At 68.4% G+C, this 22328-nt stretch carries 24 protein-coding genes; 12 read left to right on the top strand and 12 right to left on the bottom strand.

Annotation, left to right across the window (positions count from 1 at the left end; genetic code table 11):
* Positions 1–41: 41 nt before the first annotated feature.
* The 4 genes from AC1RAD_RS25000 to AC1RAD_RS24985 form a co-directional block, all read right to left on the bottom strand.
* A complete protein-coding gene (locus tag AC1RAD_RS25000; protein WP_062479111.1) occupies positions 42–575 on the bottom strand; it encodes a chemotaxis protein CheW in 534 nt (177 codons plus the stop codon).
* A 19-nt stretch (positions 576–594) separates the two neighbouring features.
* Complete coding sequence (locus tag AC1RAD_RS24995; RefSeq protein WP_062479114.1) at positions 595–960, bottom strand: response regulator; 366 nt, start codon at positions 958–960, stop codon at positions 595–597.
* Positions 960–1358 (bottom strand): response regulator, encoded by a 399-nt coding sequence (locus tag AC1RAD_RS24990; protein ID WP_021012487.1) that lies wholly within the window; start codon positions 1356–1358, stop codon positions 960–962. The genes AC1RAD_RS24995 and AC1RAD_RS24990 overlap by 1 nt, the downstream gene beginning before the upstream one ends.
* An 81-nt stretch (positions 1359–1439) precedes the next feature.
* The gene (locus AC1RAD_RS24985; protein ID WP_007838397.1) at positions 1440–1610 is read right to left on the bottom strand and encodes a rubredoxin; all 171 of its coding nucleotides are present in this window, start codon (positions 1608–1610) and stop codon (positions 1440–1442) included.
* Positions 1611–1721: 111 nt separating this feature from the next.
* On the opposite strand from AC1RAD_RS24985, the gene thiD reads away from it, so the two are divergent.
* Positions 1722–2687, top strand: coding sequence for a bifunctional hydroxymethylpyrimidine kinase/phosphomethylpyrimidine kinase (gene thiD, locus AC1RAD_RS24980; RefSeq protein ID WP_062479115.1), 966 nt, complete (start codon positions 1722–1724; stop codon positions 2685–2687).
* Positions 2687–3967 (top strand): glutamate-1-semialdehyde 2,1-aminomutase, encoded by a 1281-nt coding sequence (hemL, locus tag AC1RAD_RS24975; protein WP_492737797.1) that lies wholly within the window; start codon positions 2687–2689, stop codon positions 3965–3967. The genes thiD and hemL overlap by 1 nt, the downstream gene beginning before the upstream one ends.
* 16 nt (positions 3968–3983) lie before the next feature.
* Here hemL and AC1RAD_RS24970 read toward each other — a convergent pair whose 3' ends face one another.
* Positions 3984–5390, bottom strand: coding sequence for an amidase family protein (locus AC1RAD_RS24970; RefSeq protein ID WP_492737795.1), 1407 nt, complete (start codon positions 5388–5390; stop codon positions 3984–3986).
* Between the two features lie 45 nt (positions 5391–5435).
* A complete protein-coding gene (locus AC1RAD_RS24965) occupies positions 5436–6413 on the bottom strand; it encodes a Bug family tripartite tricarboxylate transporter substrate binding protein (RefSeq protein WP_492737794.1) in 978 nt (325 codons plus the stop codon).
* A gap of 159 nt (positions 6414–6572) precedes the next feature.
* Between AC1RAD_RS24965 and AC1RAD_RS24960 the strand changes: the two genes are divergently transcribed.
* Entirely contained in the window at positions 6573–7469 is an 897-nt protein-coding gene (locus AC1RAD_RS24960) for a LysR substrate-binding domain-containing protein (protein WP_062479122.1), read from the top strand.
* A gap of 143 nt (positions 7470–7612) precedes the next feature.
* Positions 7613–8089, top strand: coding sequence for a hypothetical protein (locus AC1RAD_RS24955; protein ID WP_062479124.1), 477 nt, complete (start codon positions 7613–7615; stop codon positions 8087–8089).
* 71 nt (positions 8090–8160) lie between these two features.
* Here AC1RAD_RS24955 and purH read toward each other — a convergent pair whose 3' ends face one another.
* Genes purH through dusB form a run of 3 tightly spaced genes read right to left on the bottom strand, consistent with a single transcriptional unit; the run spans position 8161 to position 11108 of the window.
* The gene (gene purH, locus AC1RAD_RS24950) at positions 8161–9768 is read right to left on the bottom strand and encodes a bifunctional phosphoribosylaminoimidazolecarboxamide formyltransferase/IMP cyclohydrolase (protein ID WP_492737792.1); all 1608 of its coding nucleotides are present in this window, start codon (positions 9766–9768) and stop codon (positions 8161–8163) included.
* Positions 9769–9784: 16 nt separating this feature from the next.
* Positions 9785–10021, bottom strand: a complete 237-nt coding sequence (locus AC1RAD_RS24945; protein WP_056577757.1) for a Fis family transcriptional regulator — start codon at positions 10019–10021, stop codon at positions 9785–9787.
* Between the two features lie 28 nt (positions 10022–10049).
* A complete protein-coding gene (dusB, locus tag AC1RAD_RS24940) occupies positions 10050–11108 on the bottom strand; it encodes a tRNA dihydrouridine synthase DusB (protein ID WP_070062764.1) in 1059 nt (352 codons plus the stop codon).
* Between the two features lie 183 nt (positions 11109–11291).
* Here dusB and AC1RAD_RS24935 point away from each other — a divergent pair, with 183 nt between their 5' ends.
* Complete coding sequence (locus tag AC1RAD_RS24935) at positions 11292–11762, top strand: YqaA family protein (protein WP_056577751.1); 471 nt, start codon at positions 11292–11294, stop codon at positions 11760–11762.
* 19 nt (positions 11763–11781) lie between these two features.
* On the opposite strand, the gene AC1RAD_RS24930 is transcribed toward AC1RAD_RS24935, so the two are convergent.
* Positions 11782–12456: a glutathione S-transferase gene (locus tag AC1RAD_RS24930; RefSeq protein ID WP_492737790.1), complete on the bottom strand. Its 675-nt coding sequence runs from the start codon at positions 12454–12456 to the stop codon at positions 11782–11784.
* A 134-nt stretch (positions 12457–12590) separates the two neighbouring features.
* Here AC1RAD_RS24930 and AC1RAD_RS24925 point away from each other — a divergent pair, with 134 nt between their 5' ends.
* On the top strand, positions 12591–13580 hold the full coding sequence (locus AC1RAD_RS24925; RefSeq protein ID WP_492737788.1) for a trypsin-like peptidase domain-containing protein: 990 nt from the start codon (positions 12591–12593) through the stop codon (positions 13578–13580).
* A 132-nt stretch (positions 13581–13712) separates the two neighbouring features.
* Here AC1RAD_RS24925 and ychF read toward each other — a convergent pair whose 3' ends face one another.
* Positions 13713–14804: a redox-regulated ATPase YchF gene (ychF, locus tag AC1RAD_RS24920; protein WP_062479140.1), complete on the bottom strand. Its 1092-nt coding sequence runs from the start codon at positions 14802–14804 to the stop codon at positions 13713–13715.
* 264 nt (positions 14805–15068) lie between these two features.
* Here ychF and AC1RAD_RS24915 point away from each other — a divergent pair, with 264 nt between their 5' ends.
* The 6 genes from AC1RAD_RS24915 to rbsD are packed head-to-tail and all read left to right on the top strand — an operon-like array spanning position 15069 to position 21146.
* Positions 15069–16022, top strand: a complete 954-nt coding sequence (locus tag AC1RAD_RS24915; RefSeq protein ID WP_062479141.1) for a sugar ABC transporter substrate-binding protein — start codon at positions 15069–15071, stop codon at positions 16020–16022.
* 36 nt (positions 16023–16058) lie between these two features.
* The gene (locus AC1RAD_RS24910; protein WP_492737786.1) at positions 16059–17681 is read left to right on the top strand and encodes a sugar ABC transporter ATP-binding protein; all 1623 of its coding nucleotides are present in this window, start codon (positions 16059–16061) and stop codon (positions 17679–17681) included.
* A 5-nt stretch (positions 17682–17686) separates the two neighbouring features.
* Positions 17687–18691 carry an ABC transporter permease gene (locus AC1RAD_RS24905; protein WP_062482008.1) on the top strand — a complete coding sequence of 335 codons (1005 nt, stop codon included), beginning with the start codon at positions 17687–17689 and terminating at the stop codon, positions 18689–18691.
* A gap of 24 nt (positions 18692–18715) precedes the next feature.
* Complete coding sequence (locus AC1RAD_RS24900; RefSeq protein WP_492737784.1) at positions 18716–19798, top strand: LacI family DNA-binding transcriptional regulator; 1083 nt, start codon at positions 18716–18718, stop codon at positions 19796–19798.
* Positions 19795–20754 (top strand): ribokinase, encoded by a 960-nt coding sequence (gene rbsK / locus AC1RAD_RS24895; protein ID WP_492737782.1) that lies wholly within the window; start codon positions 19795–19797, stop codon positions 20752–20754. Before AC1RAD_RS24900 ends, rbsK begins: the two co-directional genes overlap by 4 nt.
* Positions 20751–21146 (top strand): D-ribose pyranase, encoded by a 396-nt coding sequence (gene rbsD / locus AC1RAD_RS24890; protein ID WP_492737780.1) that lies wholly within the window; start codon positions 20751–20753, stop codon positions 21144–21146. Before rbsK ends, rbsD begins: the two co-directional genes overlap by 4 nt.
* Positions 21147–21406: 260 nt before the next feature.
* On the opposite strand, the gene AC1RAD_RS24885 is transcribed toward rbsD, so the two are convergent.
* Positions 21407–22291, bottom strand: coding sequence for an MOSC domain-containing protein (locus AC1RAD_RS24885; RefSeq protein WP_492737778.1), 885 nt, complete (start codon positions 22289–22291; stop codon positions 21407–21409).
* Positions 22292–22328 lie beyond the last annotated feature (37 nt).

The raw sequence follows: 22328 nt of genomic DNA, 5'->3' as shown, positions 1-22328 counted from the left end.
GTCGGTCCTTCAGGTGGTTGCCAGTGCCATGTGCCGAAGCACTACGCACCAATACTCAAAAACTGGGGTTGCTGCGAAAGCGCCTGCAGGTTGACTTCCTGCCAGCGCTCTCCTGCTGCGTCGGTGTACAGATGCCCGTGCCAGGCCGGGGCCTCTGCGCCCGGGGCGTCGGCGGCCGTGAAGGCCTCCGCACCCCGCAACCCCGCCAGTCGATCGACCAGCAAAGCGCAGTTGACTTCGAGCAGCTCGTTGAATGCCACGAGCCGCGATTGGATGCGTGCCGCCTCGGTGGCGGCGGGGGCGCCCGGCGCACCGGACGCAAACGCCGACAGCTGCACGACGCCGTACAGGCCGCCGCGCAGGTTGGCGACGCCGAGGAACCAGGGCTCCGTGTAGGGCACGGGCTGGGGCGGCGTCCAGGGAAAGATTTCGCCGGCGTGCGCCAGCGGAAAGAGGTACTTGCCCTCACCCGCCTCGACCGCCAGCCAGCTCGCGGCCACGCCCGTGGTGCGCGCGGCCTGGAGGCGGCTCGCAAGCCGGGACTGGAAGGCGCGCAGCGCGTCGCGATTCGCCATGGAGTGCGCAGGTTCCCGCTCAGGCGAGCGCGCTGATCTTGGACATCAGATCGGCCGCGTTGACCGGCTTCACGATGTAGTCGCGTGCGCCCTGGCGCATGCCCCAGACACGATCGGTTTCCTGGTTCTTGCTGGTGCACAGGATGATCGGAATGGCGGCGTACTTCGGGTCGCGGGCGATGGCGCGCGTGAGCTGGAAGCCGTTCTGGCCGGGCATGACCACGTCCATGAGGATCAGGTCGGGGTGGTCTTCCTCGAGGCGGCGCATCGCGTCGTCGGCGTTTTCGGCCGTCTTCACGGAGAAACCGTTCTTCTGGAGGAGGTCGGTCAGGAACACCAGTTCCGTCTTGGAGTCGTCGACGACGAGGATTTTTCGAATGGGCATTACTGCACTTCCTGTTGAACAATGCCAAACTGCTGCACGGCCTGCAGCAGCTGGTCTTTGGTGAATGGCTTGGTGAGATAGTCCTGGGACCCGACCATGCGGCCGCGGGCCTTGTCGAATACGCCATCTTTCGAAGACAGCATGACGACCGGGACATTGGAGAAATGCGCGTTGCGCTTGATGATGGCGCAGGTCTGATAGCCGTCGAGGCGAGGCATCAGGATGTCGCAGAAAATCAGGTGAGGCTTGTGGTCGTTAACCTTGGAGAGCGCGTCGAAGCCGTCTTCCGCGAGAAGAACCTCGTGCCCACCCTGCTTCAGAAAAATCTCGGCACTGCGCCGGATGGTGTTGCTGTCATCGATGACCAGCACCTTGTAACCAGATCCATTCGGGCCCATTGCAAACGCTCCTGCTCATGAGACTTGGATGCCCGCCGCGCCGAACATCGACGCAGATCGCGTAGCCCTATGCCATGCTTGTCAGATCTCAACCATTTCGAAGTCTTCCTTGCGCGCACCGCACTCAGGACAGGTCCAGTTCATCGGCACATCGGCCCAGGCCGTGCCTGCCGCGATGCCGTCTTCCGGTACACCAACCGCTTCGTCATAGATCCACCCACAAATCAGGCACATCCAAGTTTTCGTGTTCATCGGAGCTTAAAGTCCTTGTTCATTAAATGCAACGAGTGTATCTATGCGTATCTCACTGGCAGACCGTAAACGTCGCGCCTATGCCACCATCCAGGGGATTTCGCTAGGCGTATGACCATCTACTTACATCCAGACGAGAACGCCCGCAAACCGGGCAATCTTAACGACCCCTCGCAGGACGACGAGGCGCTGAGCGAACGCGACCTGAATCCCCCCTGCGTGCTGGTGTTCAATGCCAGCGATCCGAGCGGCGCGGGCGGCCTGGGCGCGGACGCGTTGGCCATGGGATCGGTGGGCGCTCACATCCTGCCGGTGGTGACGGGCGCCTATGCGCGCGACACGGCCGAGATCTTCGACCACTTCGCCTTCGAGGAAGAGGCCGTGGCCGAGCAGGCGCGCGCCATCCTGGAAGACGTCGAGGTCCAGCTGATCAAGGTCGGCTTTGCCGGCACCCCCGAGGCGCTGAGCACCATCGCCGAGACCGCCGCCGACTACCCGGACGTGCCCGTGGTGGCCTACATGCCCAACCTGTCGTGGTGGGACGAGAACCTCATCGAGGCCTATCTCGACGCTTTCCGCGACCTCGTGCTGCCCCAGACCACGGTGTTGGTTGGAAACCACAGCACCCTGTGGCGCTGGCTGCTGCCCGACTGGAGTGGCGAGCGCCCGCCCGGCGCGCGCGACATCGCCAAGGCCGCCGGCGAGTTCGGCGTGCCCTACACCCTGGTCACCGGCATGGTCTTGCCCGACCAGTTCATCGACAACGTGCTGGCCTCGCCGCAGTCGGTGCTGGCCAGCGAGAAGTACGAACGGCTCGAAGCCGTCTTCGCCGGCGCGGGCGACACGCTCTCGGCCGCGCTCGCCGCCCTGCTGGCCAGCGGCACCGACCTGGTCGCCGCCACGACCGAAGCGCTCGCTTACATGGACCGCTGCCTCGACGCGGGCTTTCGCCCCGGCATGGGCCACGTGCTGCCCGACCGCCTGTTCTGGGCCGAGCCCGAGGACGACGAAGACGATGACGACGCGCCCGACACCCCTCCCGATTTCGCTTTACCCCCGCACGACACGCGACACTGATGACTGACCAGAACGACATTCTTTTCGAGCGCGCCCGCGCCGTGATCCCCGGCGGCGTGAACTCGCCCGTGCGCGCCTTCAAGGCCGTCGGCGGCACGCCCCGCTTCATCCAGCGCGCGCAAGGCGCCTATTTCTGGGACGCCAACGACAAGCGCTACATCGACTACATCGGCTCCTGGGGTCCGATGATCCTGGGCCACGGCCACCCCGCCGTGGTCGAGGCGGTACAGAAGGCCGTGCTCGAAGGCTTCTCGTACGGCGCGCCGACCGAGCGCGAGATCGAGTTGGCCGAAGCCATCCTGGCCCTGGTGCCGTCGATGGAGATGGTGCGCCTCGTGAGCTCGGGCACCGAAGCCGCCATGAGCGCGCTGCGCCTGGCGCGCGGCGCCACCGGCCGCAAGACCATCGTCAAGTTCGAAGGCTGCTACCACGGCCATGCCGACGCGCTGCTGGTGAAGGCCGGTTCCGGCCTCGCCACCTTCGGCAACCCGACCTCGGCCGGCGTGCCGCCCGAGGTGGTGCAGCACACGCTGGTGCTCGAGTACAACAACCTGCAGCAGCTCGAGGAAGCCTTCGCGCTGCACGGCAAGGACATCGCCTGCCTGATGATCGAGGCGATCGCCGGCAACATGAACTTCGTGCGCGCCACGCCCGAATTCGCCAAGCGCTGCCGCGAGCTGTGCACGCAGCACGGCGCGCTGCTGATCTTCGACGAGGTGATGACGGGCTTCCGTGTCGGCCTGCACGGCGCGCAGGGCGTGCTGGGCATCACGCCCGACCTCACGGTGCTCGGCAAGGTCATCGGCGGCGGCATGCCGCTGGCGGCCTTCGGCGGCCCGCGCGCCATCATGGAGCAGCTCGCGCCGCTGGGCCCGGTCTACCAGGCCGGCACGCTGTCGGGCAACCCGGTGGCCACCGCCTGCGGCCTGGCCACGTTGAAGGAAATCTCAAAGCCCGGCTTCTACGAAGCGCTGGCCAAGAAGACCCGCACGCTGGTCGACGGCCTGAAGGCCGCCGCGGCCGCCGAGGGCCAGCCCTTCAACGCCGACAGCGAAGGCGGCATGTTCGGCTTCTTCCTGATGAACGAACTGCCGCAGAACTACGCGACGGTGATGACCACCGACAACGCGCAGTTCAATGCGCTGTTCCACGGCCTGCTCGACCGCGGCGTGTACATCGCGCCGGCACTCTATGAAGCAGGCTTCGTGAGCGCCGCGCACAGCGAGGACGACATCGCGGCCACCATCGAGGCGGCGCGCGACATCTTCCGCAAGCGCTGACGCGCGCCCTCCCCGCTCAGGCGGGGTCGATCGCCGCCACCGGCCCGGCCTCGGCCTCGGCTTCGAGCACTTCGGCCGCGGCCAGGCAGAGGTCTTCCCGGAAGCGGTCGCTCACGAGCTGCACGCCCGTGGGCAGCCCGTGGCGCAGCCCCATCGGCACCGACAGCCCTGGCAATCCCAGGATCGCGGTGGACAGCAGCGGGCTCTGCGCATCCAGGATCTCCCGCATCGCGGCGCTGCCACGCTGGTCGGCGTCGACCGGGAACGGATGGCGCCACGACACCGGCATCAGCAGCAGCGGATGGCGCTGCAGGAACAGCGCCCATTCGCGCATCAGGCCCGTGCGCGCGGCCAGGGCACGCATGTAGCCCACGGTGTCGAATTGCGGCGCGTGCGCGTCCATGGCGCGGTAGGCCTGGCGGATGGTGTCGTCGCCGTCACGCATCAGCGCCTCTTCCACCAGCAGCCGGCTGTCGGCCATCGTCAATGACAGCCAGAGGTCGGCCGTCTCGCGCAGACGCGGCGGCTGCGCAGGCTCGACGCGGTAGCCGGCGCTCTCCAGGCGGCGCGCCGCGCGCTGCAATGCATCGGTCACCTCGGGATCGCAGGCGTAGCCGGGCAGCTCGGTGCACAGCGCCACGCTGACGGGGCTGCCCGACGCGGCCGATTCCAGCGGCGCGGGCGCCCACCAGGGATCACGCACATCGCGCTGCGCCATCGCGGCAAAGGCCAGCCGCAGGTCGCGCACGCTGCGCGCCAGCGGCCCCTGTACCGACGTGAGCTGGACCACCATCGGCCGCTCGCCCGCCCCTGACGGGTTGAAGGCCGGCACGCGCCCGAAGCTCGGGCGCAGGCCGTACACGCCACAGGCGTAGGCCGGGTAGCGGATCGATCCGCCCTGGTCGTTGCCGTGCGCGATGGCGCCGATGCCGACCGCGACCGCCGCCGCCGCGCCGCCGCTCGAGCCGCCCGGCGTGACGTCGGCGTTGTGCGGATTCAGCGTGCGCCCATGGGCTGCGTTGTCGGTGAACCAGCGCATCGAGAACGCGGGCGTGTTGGTGCGGCCGACCACGATCGCGCCGGCGCGCTGCAGGTTCGCGACCACGGGGCTGTCGTCCTTCGCCACGACGCTGCGGTAAGCCTCCACGCCGTTGGTGGTGGCGTGGCCGCGCTGGTCCACATTGACCTTGATGGTGACGGGCACGCCGTGCAGCGGCCCGGTCGCTTCACCGCTCGCCAGTGCCGCGTCGGCCTGCGCCGCCGCGCCCAGCGCTTCGTCGGCGCAGCGGTCGACCACGGCGTTCAGCTGCGGGTTCACCGCGTCGAGCCGCGCCAGGCTGCTGCGCACCGCCTCGACGCACGAGACCTCGCGCGCCTTGATGCGCTGCGCCAGGTCGGCGGCTTCCAGTTGCCAGAGTTGCATGCGTTGTCTCCTTGAGAAAAATGAAATCGATCGATCGGCCGTCCGTCAGTCGCCCTTGACGCCCGCGCGCCGCACCGCGTCGGCCCAGCGCGGCTTCTCGCGCTTCATCAGCGCGCTGAGTTCCTCGGGGCTCGAGGGCAGCGCCTCGATCGACAGCGCGGCGTTGGCGCGCACCACGGCCGGGTCGGCCAGCGCGGCGCGCAGCGCGGTGTTGAGCCGGTCGACCGTCTTGCGCGGTGTGCCTGCCGGCGCCATGAGTGCGCCCCAGGCCACCACATCGAAGCCCGGCACGCCGCTTTCGGCCACCGTCGCCACCTCGGGCAGCACGCCGGCGCGCTTCGCGCTGGTCACGGCGATCGCCTTGACCCGGCCCTGCTGGATGAACGGCAGCACCGCCGAGATGTTCTCGATGGTCACGTCGAGCTGGCCGTTGACCATGTCGCCGACCGCCTGCGTGCCGGTCTTGTAGGGCACCTGCACCATCGTCAGCCCGGTCTCGGCCTTGAGCAGCTCGCCGGTCAGGTGGCCCGCGCTGCCGATGCCGGGCGAGCCGGCCGAGAGCTTGCCGGGGTGCTCGCGGCCGTAGGCGATGAGCTCCTGCAGGTTGCGCACCGGCAGGTCCTTGCGCACGATCAGCACGTAGGCGTTGCTCGAGATCAGGCCGACCGGCACCAGGTCTTTCTCGGGCGCGTAGGGCAGCTTCGAGAAGAAGGCGGGGTTGATGCTCAGCGTGACGAGGTTGCCGTAGCCGACCGTGTAGCCGTCCGGTGCGGAGGTGGCCAGCGCCTGCGTGCCGACGATGCCGCCGGCGCTGGGGCGGTTGTCCACCGCCAGGGCCTGGCCCAGCTCGCGCCCCATGGCGTCGGCCACCGGCCGCACCGCCACGTCCACGCCCGACCCGGCGGCGTAGGGCACGATGAATTTCAACGGGCGCTCGGGAAACTGGGCCGAGGCGCCCAGGGCAACGGCGGCCAGTCCGGCCAGGACGGTGCGGCGGGTCCACGCGAATGACAGTGCAGGCACGAAGCGATCTCCTGTGAGAGTCCCGCCGCTCACCATGAGACGACCGGTGCGCAAAGTCTAGAAATCGGCCGCGCGCCGGAAAAGACAATCGCTTGTCGCGATGACAACCTGCGTTTGTCTGGGGATCACCCGGTGGCGCCGGGCGGCAGAATGCGCCGCATGAAGGACCACCAGCTCAAGGCCTGGCTGCGGCTGGCCGACACCGGCAGCATCCGCGCCGCCGCGCGCAGCCTGCACCTGAGCCAGGCGGCCGTGACCAAGGCGATCCGCGAACTCGAGGCCGAGGTCGACGCCCAACTGGTGCTGCGCAGTTCGCGGGGCATCGAGTTCACCGAGTGCGGCCGCCAGCTCACCGTGCGCGCGCGGCTGGCGCACCAGCAGCTCGAACTCGCGCGCCAGGACATCCGCATCCTGCAGGGCAGCCAGCACGGGCGCGTGGCCGTCGCGGTGACGCCGATGGTGTTCCTGGGCGTGCTGCCCGAGGTGGTGCGCGCCTTTCGCAAGGCCATGCCGCATGCGCAGCTCAAGCTCTTCGATGGCCTGATTCCCCAGGTGCTGCCGCTGCTGCGCGAAGGCACGATCGACTTCGCGGTGGCCGGCCCGGTGGCCGCGGCGCTCGACGCCGACTTCGCGTTCGAACGGCTCGACATGATCGAGATGGCGGTGCTCTGCCGGCGCGGCCATCCGCTGAACCGCGCCACCCGATGGGAAGAAGTGGCGGGCGCCGAATGGCTGATGCACCTGGCGCCGGGCAGCCAGCACACCTTCCTGCTCGAACAGTACGCCGCGCAGGGCCTGCCGCTGCCGGAGCACCGCATCGAGGTGGCGTCGTTCGGCGTGAGCTGGGGCCTGCTGACCCGCAGCGACGCGCTGATGGTCGGGCCGGCCGGCATGCTCACCATGCCGCCGTATGCCGACCTGGTGGAGCGCGTGCCGCTCGCGATGCCGGTGCCGCCGCTGGAACTTGGCATCGTCTCGCCGCGCGGCAAGCCGCTGTCGCTGGCGGCGCTGCGGCTGGCCGAGCTGTTCCGCAAGTACCTGGCGCGGCCCGCCTGAGCGATGTCATCGTTTTCGCGATGGCCGCGTGTATATTGCGCCGGCGTTCGCGGGGCCGTGCCCCCGCGCGCAGACCCAAGGGAAGCCGTCATCGCAGCCACCATCGAAGCCGCGAGACAGACCAATTTCAGGATGCCCCGCCCATGACCCCCTTGCGCATGCTGCCGCTGCTGAGTGCCCTTCTTTTGCCGGGCCTCGCGCTGGCGCAGTCCTTCGAGCCGAAGAACATCTGGGTCAACCCCGGCTTCTACTCGGCCCACTTCGACAGCGGCAAGGGCCTGGAAAACGCCAACCCGGGCCTGGGCTTCGAGTACCCGCTGAACGACACCTACCGCGTCACGGCCGGCACCTTCCACAACAGCAACCGGCGCCAGTCGCACTACGTCGGCCTGTACATCCTGCCCTTCGAGTTCTACGGCGTGAAGTTCGGCGCGGTGGTGGGCGGCTTCGACGGCTACCCCGACTACCGCAACGGCAACTGGTTCCCCGCCATCATTCCGACGGCCGCCATCGAGGGCAAGAACTGGGGCCTGAACATCGCCTACGTGCCGACGATCAGGAACCGGTTGTACGGCGCGATCAGCTTCCAGCTCAAGTACCGCTTCGGCACGCACGAGTAGCGGCCACAACAAAAAAAGCCAGGGCCGCGTGAGCGACCCTGGCCTTGTTCGGGCCCCGCAGGGCCGCAGACTCAGTGCCGGAAGTGGCGCACGCCCGAGAACACCATCACCACGCCGCGCTCGTCGGCCGCGTCGATCACTTCCTGGTCGCGCATCGAGCCGCCCGGCTGGATGACGCAGCCCGCGCCCGCATCCACCACCACATCGAGGCCGTCGCGGAACGGGAAGAAGGCGTCGCTCGCCACGGCCGTGTCCTTGAGCGACAGGCCCGCGTGCTCGGCCTTGATGCTGGCGATGCGCGCGGAGTCGAGGCGGCTCATCTGACCGGCGCCCACGCCCATGGTCATGCCGTCGGCGCAGAACACGATCGCGTTGCTCTTGACGTACTTCGCAACCTTCCAGGCGAACAGCAGGTCTTGCAGCTGCTGCGGCGTGGGCTGCTTCTTGCTGACCACCTTGAGGTCGGCCAGCGCCAGCTCGTGGTTGTCGGCGGTCTGGATCAGGAGGCCCGAGCCGACGCGCTTGACGTCCATCGCATTGCGGCCGTTGTCCCAGTCGGTGGCGCCGCCCTTGGGCAGCGCGATCTCGAGCACGCGCACGTTGAGCTTGGCCTTGGTGGCCTGGAACACTTCCAGCGCCTCGGGCGTGTAGCCCGGTGCCATCAGCACTTCGACGAACTGCTTGTTGACGGCCTGCGCGGTGGCCAGGTCGACCGGGCGGTTGAAGGCGATGATGCCGCCGAAGGCCGAGGTCGGGTCGGTCTTGAAGGCCTTGCTGTAGGCCTCGAGCGCGTCGGTGCCCACGGCCACGCCGCAGGGGTTGGCGTGCTTCACGATCACGCAGGCCGGCACGTCGAAGCTCTTCACGCATTCCCACGCGGCATCGGCGTCGGCGATGTTGTTGTAGCTGAGCTCCTTGCCTTGCAATTGCTTGGCCGACACGAGCGAACCGGGCGCCGGGTACAGGTCGCGGTAGAACGCGGCCTGCTGGTGCGGGTTCTCGCCGTAGCGCAGGTCCTGCACCTTCACGAAGCGGCCGTTGCTCTGCGCGGGGAAGAGCGAGCGCGTGGGGGCGGGCTGGCCGATGCTGGCGTCGAAGTCGATGGCCGAGAGGTAGTCGCTGATCGCGCCGTCGTAGTCGGCGATGCGGTTGAACGCGGCCACCGAGAACGCGAACTTGGTCTTGTCGCTGAGCTTGCCGTCGGCCTTGAGTTCGGCCAGCGCCACGGCGTACTGCGAGGCGTCGGTGAGCACGCCCACGTCCTTCCAGTTCTTGGCCGCGCTGCGCACCATGGCCGGGCCGCCGATGTCGATGTTCTCGATGGCGTCCTCGAGCGTGCAGCCGGGCTTGGCCACGGTGGCTTCGAACGGGTACAGGTTGACCACCAGCAGGTCGATGGTGTCGATGCCGTGCTCTTTGATGGCGGCGACGTGCGCGGGCAGGTCGCGGCGCGCCAGCAGGCCGCCGTGGATCTTCGGGTGCAGCGTCTTCACGCGACCGTCGAGCATTTCGGGAAAGCCGGTGTGGTCGGCGACCTCGGTCACCGGCAGGCCGGCATCGGCCAGCAGCTTGGCGGTGCCGCCGGTGGACAGCAGCTTGACGCCCAGGCCATGCAGGGCCTGCGCGAATTCAAGGATGCCGGTCTTGTCGGAAACGGAAAGGAGTGCGGTCTGAGCCATGGGATATGCCGTGGAGTTATTTCAAAAGTTTGTGCTCGACCAATTTCTTGCGGAGCGTGTTGCGGTTCAGGCCCAGCCATTGGGCGGCCCGGGACTGGTTGCCTTCGGCGCGCGTCATGACGACGTCGAGCAGGGGTTTCTCGACCACGCGCACGAGCATCTCGTACATGCCGTCGGGTTCGGTTCCCCGCAGATCGCGAAAGTAGCTGTCCAGACTGCTGCGAACGCAGTCCTCGATGTGTTTCTTGCTCATTGCTTGCTTCTTCTCTTTTTGTCTTCGCTCAATCGACGGCGCAGGCCGTCTCCTCTTCTCCCGCCGGCTCCTCGTCTGCCGTCGGGGCGGGCATGCGGTCCATGCGGTCCGCAAGCCCCTGGAAATAGTCGTCGACCGCGCGCAGCTGGCCGGCGCAGTCTTCGATGGCGTTCATGCGTGCGCGGAACGCCTCGCCGTCGGGCAGCGCACGCACATACCAGCCGATGTGCTTGCGCGCCGTGCGCACGCCGCTGAACTCGCCGTACAGCGCGTAGTGCTCCACCAGGTGGTCGAGCAGCAGCCGGCGCACCTCCGCCACCAGCGGCGGCGCCAGGTGGGTGCCGGTGTCCAGGAAATGCGCGATCTCCCGGAAGATCCACGGCCGGCCCTGCGCGGCGCGGCCAATCATCACGGCGTCGGCGCCCGTGGCCGCGAGCACGTCGCGTGCCTTCTCGGGCGAGCGGATGTCGCCGTTGGCCACCACCGGCACGCGCACCGCGGCCTTCACGGCGGCGATGGTGTCGTACTCGGCGTGGCCCTTGTAGCCCTGCTCGCGCGTGCGCCCGTGCACGGTGAGCATCTGCACGCCGGCCGATTCGAAGTCGCGTGCGAGCTTCACCGCGTTGCGGTGGTCTTCGCTCCAGCCGGTGCGCATCTTGAGCGTGACCGGCACGTTGAATGGTTGCGCCGCGTCGACCACGGCCTGCACGATTTCCAGGGCCAGCGGCTCGTCGCGCATCAGCGCCGAGCCGGCCCACTTGTTGCAGACCTTCTTGGCTGGGCAGCCCATGTTGATGTCGATGATCTGCGCGCCGCGCTCGATGTTGTAGACCGCGGCCTCGGCCATCATGGCCGCGTCGGTGCCGGCGATCTGCACCGCAATGGGGCCCGGCTCGCCGTCGTGGTTGGCGCGCCGCGACGTCTTCAGCGTGTTCCAGAGTTCCTTGCGCGAGGTGACCATCTCGCTGACCGCATAGCCCGCGCCGAGTTCGCGGCACAGCATGCGGAAGGGCCGGTCCGTCACGCCGGCCATGGGCGCGACGAACAGCCGGTTTTCCAGCGTGTGGGTGCCGATCTGCAAGGTCATGGGAAGGAGTGCTGTGCGGGTCGGCTGCTGAAAAATGAGGCACGATTGTAGCCACGTGGCATTTCAGCGACTGAAACGATTTACGCCTTTTTGCGCTTGCGACACAGGCGTAAACACCAGTATTTCGCGGGGCCTTCTCCCACGCGCTTGCGACGTGAGCGCTGCCTATACTTCGCCGACCTTATGCAAGCCTGGCTCGACGCACTCCTGGCGCTCCTCGCGCTCCCCCAGTACGGACTTTCGACGCTGTTCATCGCGGCCTTCGTATCGGCCACGCTGCTGCCGGTGGGCTCCGAACCGATCTTGTTCGGCCTGCTGAAACTCAACCCCGAGATGTTCTGGCAGGCCATTGCCGTGGCCACCATCGGCAACACGCTGGGCGGCGCGGTCGACTGGTGGATGGGCTACGGCGCGCACAAGGTGGCCGACAAGTACTCGCACTCGAAACACCACCTGCGCGTGCTCGGCTGGCTCGAGCGGCTGGGCCCGAAGGCCTGCCTGCTGAGCTGGCTGCCGATCGTGGGCGACCCGCTGTGCGCGGTCGCCGGCTGGCTCAAGCTGCCGTTCTGGCCTTGCGTGGGCTACATGGCGATCGGCAAGTTCCTGCGCTATGTGACGATGACCTACGCGCTTCTATACGTCTTTCCGTCATGAAGCGCGCGGTCGAAAAAACTCAGCTCAGCAGCTCGTAGGGGCCACCGCGCTCCAGCGCGCGCTGGTAGGCCGGGCGCGCATGGATGCGCTCCAGGTAGGCCATGAGCTTGGGCCGCCGCGCATCGAGCCCGCCGCGCGCCTGCGAGGCTTCGACCACGAAACTCATCTGGATGTCGGCGCCCGTGAATTCATTGCCCGCGAACCACTCGCTGCGGCCAAGTTCGGCCTCCATGAAATTCAGATGGCCTGTGATGTTCGGATGAATGAAGGCCGACTTCGCCTTCGCCGCGATGGCCTTGGCGATCGGCTTGGCGAAGAAGGGCATCTTGCTCGTCTCGATGCGGTCGAACACCAGCTTGAGCAGCAGCGGCGACATCGCCGTGCCTTCGGCGAAGTGCAGCCAGTAGCGGTAGCGCAAAGCCTCGGGCGAACCCGGCGCGGGCGCGAGCCGGCCCTGGCCGTAGCGTTCGATGAGCGACTCGATGATCGCGCCCGATTCCGCCAGCGTCGCGCCGTCGTCGGTCGTCACCACGGGCGACTTGCCCAGCGGATGCACGGCCTTCAGCGAAGCGGGCGCCAACATGGTCTTGGGGTCGCGCTGGTAATGGACGATCTCGTAGGGCAGCTCGAGTTCTTCGAGCAGCCAGAGCACACGATGCGAGCGCGAGTTGTTCAGGTGGTGGACAGTGAGCATGGCGAATGAAGGCCTTCCGGCAGAGGATGCAGCGGGCGCGCAGTCTAACCACAACACGCGCGGGCTTCAGGCGCCCGCTGCGACAGCGTCATCGCCTACGGCAAACCGTAGGGCCGCTTCCTACACTGACCCGGATGGCCCCTCACTTCACGCGGCACCGCCGCACCTCGCTGCTCATCACCGGACTCTGGCTCGGCCTTGCGGCCTGCCAGGCTTGGGCACTCACGCCCGAGGAGGTGTTCCGCAAGGTCGCGCCCGCGGTCTGGACCGTGAAGGGCGAGCGCGGCAACAACCAGACCGCCATCGGCAGCGCGGTGGCTGTGACCCCGGGCGCGCTGGCCACGGCCTGCCACGTGGTCGACGGCGCCATCGCCGTCACCGTGGTGCAAGGCCCGACCACGCTGCGCATCGCCCGCATCGTGCGCGACCCCGATCCGTCGCGCGACCTGTGCGTGCTCACGAGCGAAACGCCGCTGCAGCTGCCCGCCGTGCAGATCGTGCCCGCCGCCGAGTTGCGCGTCGGCCAGCGCGTGTTCGCCGTCGGCAGCCCGCACGGCCTCGAACGCACGCTGAGCGAAGGCCTGATCTCGGCGCTGCGCCCGCGCGCGCCCGGGCAACTGCCGATCGTGCAAACGTCGGCGCCCGTATCTTCAGGCTCCAGCGGCGGCGGATTGTTCGACACCGAAGGCCGGCTGGTCGGCGTGACCGACAGCGTGGCGCCCGGCGGCGCGAACCTCGGCTTTGCCTACCCGGCGCAATGGGTGATGGAACTGCCGCAGCGCGTGACCACGGAGCTGGCGACATGGCGCGATTTGCTGAAAAGCACCGGCGTGGTGTTCGGTCCCAACGGGGAACCCGCGCCCTCCGGCCACGCCGAGCTGGCGGACCTGCAGGCCCTGCCCTCCATCGGCGCCGACCCGAGCCCGGTGCGCAATGCGTACCGCCAGTTCCTGCTGCAGGCCCGGCCCCGGATCTTCCTGATCACCGGCGATCAGAAGTTCGGCACCGCCACCAGCTCGGCCGCGCTGACCGAGCATCTGAAAGGCTGCACCGAACGCAAGGTGACGTGTGCGGCCTATGCGGTGGACGACACGGTGGTGTGGGGCAAGCAGAAAACCAACTGATCGACGAGGCAAGCGACAGCGAAGCCCCTTCGTGAAACACCGAGGAACCGGCTTCGCCGGGCCTCAGGTGTTGCCCCCGGCAGGGGGTTGGCGTAGCGACACGAAGTGCGCGCAGCCTGGGGGCGAGCTCAATTACGAACTGAACAGGAAGTTCATCACGTCGCCATCCTTGACAACGTATTCCTTGCCTTCCGAACGCATCTTCCCCGCGTCCTTCGCACCTTGCTCGCCCTTGAAGGCGATGTAGTCGTCGAACGCGATGGTCTGGGCGCGGATGTAGCCCTTCTCGAAGTCGCCGTGGATCACGCCGGCAGCTTGCGGGCCGGTGTCGCCGATGTGGATGGTCCAGGCGCGCACTTCCTTCACGCCGGCGGTGAAGTAGGTCTGCAGGCCCAGCAGCTTGAAGGCGGCGCGGATCAGGCGGTTCAGGCCCGGCTCTTCCTGGCCGATTTCGGCGAGGAACATCTTCTTGTCTTCGTCGTCCATCTCGGCCAGGTCGGCTTCGATCTTGGCGCAGATGGCGACCACGGGCGCGCCCTGCTTGGCGGCGTACTCGCGCAGGCGGTCCAGGTAGGGGTTGTTCTCGAAGCCGTCTTCCGACACGTTGCCCACGAACATGGCGGGCTTGGCGGTGATGAGCGTGAAGCTCTTCACCAGCGGCAGCTCTTCCTTCGTGAACTCGAGCGCGCGCACCGGCGTGTTCTCGTTCAGCGCGGCCTGGCAGCGTTCGAGCAGGCCGACGAGCTTCTGCGCGTCCTTGTCGCCCGAGCGGGCGACCTTGGTGTGGCGGTGCAGCGCCTTCTCGACCGTGGCGAGGTCTGCCAGGCACAGTTCGGTCTGGATCACCTCGATGTCGGAGATCGGGTCGACCTTGCCTGCCACGTGGATCACGTTCTCGTCGTCGAAGCAGCGCACCACGTTGACGGTGGCGTCGGTCTCGCGGATGTGCGCCAGGAACTTGTTGCCCAGGCCTTCACCGGTGCTGGCACCGGCCACCAGGCCGGCGATGTCGACGAACTCGACGATGGCGGGCACCACGCGCTCGGGCTTGACGATCTCGCTCAGCTGATCGAGCCGCGGATCGGGCACTTCCACCACGCCCACGTTGGGCTCGATGGTGCAGAACGGATAGTTTTCCGCTGCGATGCCGGCCTTGGTCAACGCATTGAAAAGGGTGGATTTACCGACGTTGGGCAGGCCGACGATGCCGCATTGCAAACTCATGGGAGGTCCTCTTGGGTAACCCCCGATTTTAGGCTGACCGGGTTCTCCCCCGGGTCGGGCGCCCTTCCCACCACGCCGGCGCGTCCTTTTCCAAGGCGCTCGACTCCGCACGAAAGCCCTCTGGCAGAGGCTTCGAGGGCTGAAAGGCTCAGGGTTTGACCCGACTGGCAAACGTTTGCGCAAACGTTTCCCTCGATTAACATCGGAGCCCCCCGGCACAGACCGGCGTTCCGCTCTGACCCCTCATTTCAGGAGACATCCACCATGAAGTTCACCCGCCGTACCCTGCAAAGCGCTGCCGCACTGACCTTGCTGGGCGCCATCGCCGGAACGCCCGCCTTCGCGCAGGACAAGCCGAAGGTCGCGCTGGTCATGAAGTCGCTGGCCAACGAGTTCTTCCGCACCATGGAAGACGGCGCCAAGGCGCACCAGAAGGCCAACGCCGCGCAGTACACGCTGGTGGCCAACGGCATCAAGGACGAGACCGACACCGCCGCCCAGATCAAGATGGTCGAGCAGATGGTGGCGCAGAAGATCAACGCGCTGGTCATCGCGCCCGCCGATTCGAAGGCGCTGGTGCCGGTGATCAAGGCCGCCATCGACAAGGGCATCCTGGTCGTGAACATCGACAACCGGCTGGACGCCGACGCCCTGAAGGAAAAGGGCATCCAGGTGCCCTTCGTCGGCCCCGACAACCGCGCCGGCGCCAAGCTGGTGGGCGATGCGCTGGCCAAGGAGCTGAAGTCGGGCGACAAGGTCGGCATCATCGAAGGCGTGTCGACCACCTTCAATGCACAGCAGCGCACGCTGGGCTACCAGGACGCCATGAAGGCCGGCGGCATGACCGTGGTCGGCGTGCAGTCGGGCCAGTGGGAAATCGACAAGGGCAACACCGTGGCCGCCGGCATGATGCGCGAGCACCCCGACCTGAAGGCCCTGCTGGCCGGCAACGACAGCATGGCGCTGGGCGCCGTGGCCGCCGTCAAGGCCGCGGGCAAGACCGGCAAGGTGCTGGTGGTGGGCTACGACAACATCGGCGCCATCAAGCCGATGCTGAAGGACGGCCGCGTGCTCGCCACCGCCGACCAGTTCGCCGCCAAGCAGGCGGTGTTCGGCATCGAGACCGCGCTGAAGGCCATCGCCGACAAGAAGAAGCAATCGGAAATGCCGGCCGAAGTGAAGACCGACGTGGTGCTGGTCACCAAGTCGTCCAAGTAAGCCCTCCGCTCCCCTCAACAAGAAGAAGACTCCGTTTTGACTGCCGCCACCGACGCCGCCCTGCACCCGCCCTTACCCACCGCGGTGCTCTCTTTGAGCACCGTGGGCAAGGACTACGCGGCGCCGGTGCTCGACGGCGTCTCGCTTGAGCTGCGCGCCGGCGAAGTGCTCGCGCTCACGGGTGAAAACGGCGCGGGCAAGAGCACGCTGTCGAAGATCGTCTGCGGGCTGGTGCAGCCCACGCGCGGCGGCATGCTGCTCGATGGCCAGCCCTTCGCGCCGGCCTCGCGCCGCGATGCCGAGCGCCTGGGCGTGCGCATGGTCATGCAGGAACTCGGCCTCGTCACCACGCTGTCGGTGGCCGAAAACCTGCTGCTCGACCGCCTGCCGCACAAGAGCGGCTGGATCCGCCGCGCCACGCTGCACGAGCTGGCCGAGCGCCAGCTCGCCAAGATCGGCCTGGACGGCATCGACCCGGCCACGCCGGTGGCGCGGCTGGGCATCGGCCAGCAGCAGATGGTGGAGATTGCGCGCAACCTGCAGGACGACACGCGCGTGCTGGTGCTCGACGAGCCCACTGCCATGCTCACGCCGCGCGAAACCGCGCACCTGTTCGAGCAGATCGAGCTGCTGAAGCTTCGCGGCGTGGTGATCGTCTACGTGTCGCACCGCCTCGAAGAGCTGCAGCGCATCGCCGACCGCGTGGCGGTGCTGCGCGACGGCAAGCTGGTCGACGTGCGCGCCATGGCCGGCGTGCGCGAATCCGAACTGGTGCAGCGCATGGTCGGGCGCGCGGTGCACGAGCACGAAGGCCGCGCGCGCCGCGTGGCGGGCCCTGTGCTGCTGAGCGCGCGCGGCATCGGCCGGGCGCAGGTGGTGCGCGACGTCGATCTCGAACTGCGCGCGGGCGAAGTCATGGGCCTGGCCGGGCTGGTCGGCTCGGGCCGCACCGAACTCGTGCGGCTGCTGTTCGGCGCCGACCGCGCCGACCGCGGCGAGGTCGTGCTGCACGACGGCACGCCCGCCGCACAACCCGTGCGGCATGCGCGCAAGGGCTGGCGCTCGCCGATGCAAGCCATTCGCGCGGGCATCGGCCTCGTGACCGAAGACCGCAAGTCGCAGGGCCTGCTGCTCACGCAGCCGATCCGCGTCAACGCCACGCTGAGCGACCTCGGCGCGATCTCGCACGCCGGCTGGCTGCGCCGCGCCAAGGAGCGCCAGATTGCCCGCCGGCTGGTCGAGCTGCTGCGCATCCGCTCGCGCAGCATCGAACAACCCGTGTCCACGCTCAGCGGCGGCAACCAGCAGAAGGTGGTGTTCGCCCGCTGGCTGCACCGCGAATGCAGGGTGCTGCTGCTGGACGAACCCACGCGCGGCGTGGACGTGGGCGCGCGCGCCGACCTGTACGCCGAACTCGACCGCATGACCGACGCCGGCAAGGCGCTCCTGATGGTGTCCAGCGACCTGCGCGAGCTGATGGCCATGTGCGACCGCATCGGCGTGATGAGCGCCGGCCGGCTGGTCGCGGTGTTCGAGCGCGGCGAGTGGAGCGAACAGTCGCTGCTCGCCGCCGCCTTCAGCGACGCCACGGGCCGCGTGCCCGGTTCCCCGGCGGATTCCGCCCCTTCCGCATCCGCCCCGACTTCCGCCGACGCCTGACGACCATGAACGCAGCCTCTCCCTCTTCTCCTGCTTCCGCCGCCGCCGGCAAGCCGCCGTCCGCACTCAAGGGCCAGCTCGGCACCTACCTGGGCCTGACGGTCGTGCTGCTGGGCATGATTGCGCTCTTCGGCTCGATGAGCGAATACTTCCTCACGCGCGAGACCTTCATCTCCATCGCCAACGAGATCCCGGCGCTGGCCGTGATGGCGGTGGGCATGACCTTCGTGCTGATCATCGCGGGCATCGACCTGTCGGTGGGCTCGGTGCTCGCGCTGAGCGCGGCCGTCACGGCCGCCGCCATCCTCGAATGGAAGCTCTCGGTGCCGCTGGCCGCCCTGCTGGGCCTGGCCACCGGCCTCATTTGCGGCACGGTGACGGGCGCGGTGTCGGTCGCGTGGCGGCTGCCCAGCTTCATCGTCTCGCTGGGCATGCTCGAGGCCGTGCGCGGCGGCGCCTACCTGGTCACCGACTCGCGCACGCAGTACGTGGGCGATGCCATCTCGGGCCTGGCCGCGCCGTGGATCGGCGGCATCTCGGCCGCCTTCGTGCTCGCCGTGGTGCTGGTGGCCGTGGGGCAGCTGGTGCTCACGCGCTCCGTGTTCGGCCGTCATGTCGTGGGCATCGGCACCAACGAGGAAGCCATGCGCCTGGCGGGCATCGACCCGCGACCGATCCGCATCATCGTGTTCGCCGTGACCGGCCTCTTGGCCGGGCTCGCGGGCCTGATGCAGTCGGCCCGCCTCGAAGCGGCCGACCCGAACGCGGGCGTGGGCATCGAGCTGCAGGTGATCGCGGCCGTGGTCATCGGCGGCACCAGCCTCATGGGCGGGCGCGGCTCGGTGGTCAACACCTTCTTCGGCGTGCTGATCATCGCCGTGCTCGAGGCCGGCCTGGCGCAGGTGGGCGCGAGCGAACCGAGCAAGCGCATCATCACGGGCGCGGTGATCGTGGTGGCCGTCATCATCGACACCCTGCGCCAGCGCCGGGCCGATCGTCGACTGGCCTGAGCTTCCACAGGAACAAAGACAACCATGGCCACCATCAAGGACGTCGCACTCCAGGCGGGCGTTTCCGTCACCACCGTGTCGCACGTCGTCAACGACACGCGCCACGTGAGCGCCAAGGTGCGCGAGCGCGTCGAGCTGGCGATCCGCGAGCTGGGCTACGTGCCCAACGCGATGGCGCGCAGCCTCAAGAGCAACACCACCTCGACGCTGGGCATGCTGATTCCCAACAGCTCGAACCCCTACTTCGCCGAGATCGTGCGCATCGTGGAAGACCGCTGCTTCGGCGCCGGCTACACGCTGGTGCTGTGCAACACCGACGACGAGCCCCGGCGCCAGAGCGTGTACCTGCAGGTGCTGGCCGAGCGCCGCATCGACGGGCTCATCGTGGTGTCGACCGGCGCCGACGAGGACGACTCGCTCGCCACCCAGCTGCGCGGCCTGCGCATTCCCACCGTGCTGGTCGACCGCGAGATCGCCGACCCGGCCTGCGACCTGGTGGAAACCGCCCACATGCAGGGCGGCCTGCTCGCGGTGCGGCACCTGCTGTCGCTGGGCCACAAGCGCATCGCCTGCATCGGCGGTCCGCTGGGCGTGACCTCGAGCGAGCAGCGCATCGAAGGCTGGCGCATGGCGCTGGCGGAGACCGGCTCGGCGCCGAACGCCGATGCGCTGCTGTGGCGCGGCGGCTTCACCAGCCAGGGCGGCTACGAGGCGATGCACGCCATCCTGCGCACCGAGCAGAAGCCCTCGGCCGTGTTCGTGTGCAACGACCTGATGGCCATCGGCGCGCTGCGCGCCGCGCATGAAAGTGGCGTGCGCGTGCCCGACGAACTCTCCATCGTGGGCTTCGACGACATCGAACTGTCGGCCTACACCAGCCCGCCGCTCACCACCGTGGCACAACCCAAGGAGCGCATCGGCGCGCTGGCGGTCGACATGCTGCTGGAGCGCATGGGCGGCAAGCGCCGTGACGCACGCAAGGTCGTGCTGCAGCCCGAGCTGCGCGTGCGCGCCTCGACCGCGCGCCACGCGGGCTTTCGCGAAACCGGCGTGACGCCTGCCCCTTCCCCCACCACCGCCACACCTTCCAAGTCCCGCAGCTCGTGAGCCTTCAGCCTCTTTCTTCCTCCAAGCCGCCGCGCATCGTGGTGCTCGGCAGCCTGAACATGGACATCGTGCTGCGCGTGCCGCACGCGCCGGCCGCGGGCGAAACCCTGCTGGGCCGCTCGATCGACGCCATCCCCGGCGGCAAGGGCGCCAACCAGGCCGTGAGCTGCGCGCGCGAAGGCGCGCAGGTGCAGATGATCGGCTGCGTGGGCGACGACGCGCATGGCACGGCCCTGCGCGATGCGCTCGCGCGCGACGGCATCGACACCGCCGCGCTGCGCACCGTGGCGGGCGAGCCGACCGGCACGGCGCTGATCCTCGTGGAAGACAGCGGCCAGAACCGCATCGTGATGATTCCCGGCGCCAACGCGCGCGTCGCCATCGACGAGACCTCGCTGACGCAGCAGGTGCAGGGCGCGGCCTTCCTCGTCGCGCAGTTCGAGACCCCGATGGACCAGGTGGCACGCGCCATCAACGCCGCGCACGACGCGGGTTGCGCGGTGATGCTCAACCCCTCGCCGGTGCAAGCCATCGCCGAGGCGCTCTGGCCCCGCATCGACACGCTGGTGGTCAACGAGATCGAGGCGCAGACCCTGTCGGGCCAGAACGCCGACAGCCCCGAAGAAGCCGCGCAGGCCGGTCAGGCGCTGCGCGCGCGCGGCATCGCCCGCGTGGTCGTGACGCTGGGTTCGCGCGGCGCCGTGGCGGTCGACGCCGACGGCGCGCGCCACCATCCCGCGCCGAAGGTGCAGGCGGTCGACACCACCGCCGCCGGCGACACCTTCCTGGGCGCGCTCGCCGTGGCGCTGGGCGAAGGCCAATCCTTCGACGAGGCCGTGCGCCTGGGCATCCGCGCCGCCGCGCTGTGCATCCAGCAGCCCGGCGCCCAACCCTCCATCCCGCTGCGCGACGCCGTGCTGCGCAGCCCCCTGCCTCCCGACTGGATCACGCTGTGAAACGCTCTCCCCTGCTGCACGCCGAACTCTCCCACGTGATCGCCTCGATGGGCCACGGCGACATGCTGGTGATCGGCGACGCCGGCCTGCCGATTCCCGACGGCCCGCGCCGCATCGACCTGGCCGTGGCGCGCGGCGTGCCGGGGATCACCGATGTGCTGAAGGCGGTGCTGTCCGAGATGCAGGTCGAAGCCATCGTGGTGGCCGACGAAGCGCTGCAAGGCGATGCGAAGGCGCTGCCGGGTTGGTACCCGCAGTCGCTGGGCATCGCGCCGCAGACGGTGTCGCATGAAGAATTCAAGCACCGCAGCGCGAAGGCCCGCGCCATCGTGCGCACGGGCGAATGCACGCCCTACGCGAACATCATCCTGATCGCCGGCGTGAAGTTCTGAGGCTCTGAGCGACTGCCCACGGTCTGCCTCCCCCTTGATTTCGCTGCGCAAGGCACCCCATCAGCGTGAGCGTTGTTCGCAGCAGTCGTTGATCGCCCGCAAACGCAGAGCGTGCCCTCGTGCGCAGGGCATCGGGGGCTCCCCGCAGCGAAATCAAGGAGGAGGCCGCAGGCCGGGGGACATTCGCGGAGGGGAGTACCCGGTGTCCTGTGCACGCACCCCGAGTTGACAGCACACCACTCAGGCGTGCGGCATGCCCTTCACTCGAAGCGGTAGTTCGCGCCGACGGACTGCCCCACCTTGAGCATGTGCTCCACGCCCTGCACCACGATGCAGTTCATCCCGAAGGTGATGCCGCCGTCCACGCGCGCGTCGGCGCGGTAGGTGCGCAGCATGTCGCCGACCTCGGGGCTGCTGAGGGCGGTGGCCGGGTCGATGTCGGGAATGGGGCAGCGCGTGCAGGGCTTGACCGGGCGCAGCTCGGCCTCGCCTTCGCTGGTGGTGACGTGCAGCGCGTCGACCCGGTCTTCGTCGTGCGACTCGATGCCGGCCAGCACGATGTTCGGGCGGAAGCGCTCGATGCCGACCGGGCCGTGGCCCGCCGCTGCCAGGCGCTCGTTGAGTTCGGCGATCGAGCCTTCGCTGGCCACCAGCAGCGGAAAGCCGTCGGCGAACTGGTTCAGCGCCTCGACGCCGTCGGTCCACTTCAGGCTCGACAGGCGCTGGTGCTCGGGGTCGAAGCGCACCAGGCGCAGCGTCTGCGGCTTGCCGGGCTCCGAGAGGAAATCGCTGAACCACTGGGCGGCGATGTCGCCCATGTCGTAGGCAGCGACTTCGTCCTTCCACACGCGCACGCGCACCGGCTGCTCGACGCGGTCGAAGGCCAGGTGCAGCGCCAGCATGCCGGGCGCGCGCAGCACGACCTCGGTGTGCTTCATCTGCGGCTGGATGAGCGCCATGCGCGGCAGCTGCCGCTGGGTGACGAACTCGCCCTGCGCATCGACCACCATCCAGGCGCGGTCGAATTCCAGGCCGGTTTCGGTGAGCAGCATCTCGTCGAGCTCGACGCCGGCGCACGACTTGACGGGGTACACAAACAGGCGGGCGATGGTGGCCTGGAGATCGAAAGCGGGCGGCTGCGACACGGTGGGGGGTTCCTTTGAAATCGCTGGCCATTCTCCC

This window comes from Variovorax sp. GW823-FHT04B03, from assembly GCF_058796495.1.
This window is presented reverse-complemented; position numbering and strand designations above follow the sequence as displayed.

Coding starts and splice junctions, on each gene's coding strand:
- AC1RAD_RS24995 (WP_062479114.1), bottom strand. CDS start 960: ATGCCCATTCGAAAAATCCTCGTCGTCGACGACTCCAAGACGGAACTG.
- AC1RAD_RS24985 (WP_007838397.1), bottom strand. CDS start 1,610: ATGAACACGAAAACTTGGATGTGCCTGATTTGTGGGTGGATCTATGAC.
- AC1RAD_RS24905 (WP_062482008.1), top strand. CDS start 17,687: ATGAACGCAGCCTCTCCCTCTTCTCCTGCTTCCGCCGCCGCCGGCAAG.
- AC1RAD_RS24955 (WP_062479124.1), top strand. CDS start 7,613: ATGACCCCCTTGCGCATGCTGCCGCTGCTGAGTGCCCTTCTTTTGCCG.
- AC1RAD_RS24935 (WP_056577751.1), top strand. CDS start 11,292: ATGCAAGCCTGGCTCGACGCACTCCTGGCGCTCCTCGCGCTCCCCCAG.
- thiD (WP_062479115.1), top strand. CDS start 1,722: ATGACCATCTACTTACATCCAGACGAGAACGCCCGCAAACCGGGCAAT.
- AC1RAD_RS24945 (WP_056577757.1), bottom strand. CDS start 10,021: ATGAGCAAGAAACACATCGAGGACTGCGTTCGCAGCAGTCTGGACAGC.
- AC1RAD_RS24960 (WP_062479122.1), top strand. CDS start 6,573: ATGAAGGACCACCAGCTCAAGGCCTGGCTGCGGCTGGCCGACACCGGC.
- AC1RAD_RS24930 (WP_492737790.1), bottom strand. CDS start 12,456: ATGCTCACTGTCCACCACCTGAACAACTCGCGCTCGCATCGTGTGCTC.
- AC1RAD_RS24970 (WP_492737795.1), bottom strand. CDS start 5,390: ATGCAACTCTGGCAACTGGAAGCCGCCGACCTGGCGCAGCGCATCAAG.
- ychF (WP_062479140.1), bottom strand. CDS start 14,804: ATGAGTTTGCAATGCGGCATCGTCGGCCTGCCCAACGTCGGTAAATCC.
- hemL (WP_492737797.1), top strand. CDS start 2,687: ATGACTGACCAGAACGACATTCTTTTCGAGCGCGCCCGCGCCGTGATC.
- AC1RAD_RS24900 (WP_492737784.1), top strand. CDS start 18,716: ATGGCCACCATCAAGGACGTCGCACTCCAGGCGGGCGTTTCCGTCACC.
- AC1RAD_RS25000 (WP_062479111.1), bottom strand. CDS start 575: ATGGCGAATCGCGACGCGCTGCGCGCCTTCCAGTCCCGGCTTGCGAGC.
- AC1RAD_RS24990 (WP_021012487.1), bottom strand. CDS start 1,358: ATGGGCCCGAATGGATCTGGTTACAAGGTGCTGGTCATCGATGACAGC.
- dusB (WP_070062764.1), bottom strand. CDS start 11,108: ATGACCTTGCAGATCGGCACCCACACGCTGGAAAACCGGCTGTTCGTC.
- AC1RAD_RS24925 (WP_492737788.1), top strand. CDS start 12,591: ATGGCCCCTCACTTCACGCGGCACCGCCGCACCTCGCTGCTCATCACC.
- AC1RAD_RS24915 (WP_062479141.1), top strand. CDS start 15,069: ATGAAGTTCACCCGCCGTACCCTGCAAAGCGCTGCCGCACTGACCTTG.
- purH (WP_492737792.1), bottom strand. CDS start 9,768: ATGGCTCAGACCGCACTCCTTTCCGTTTCCGACAAGACCGGCATCCTT.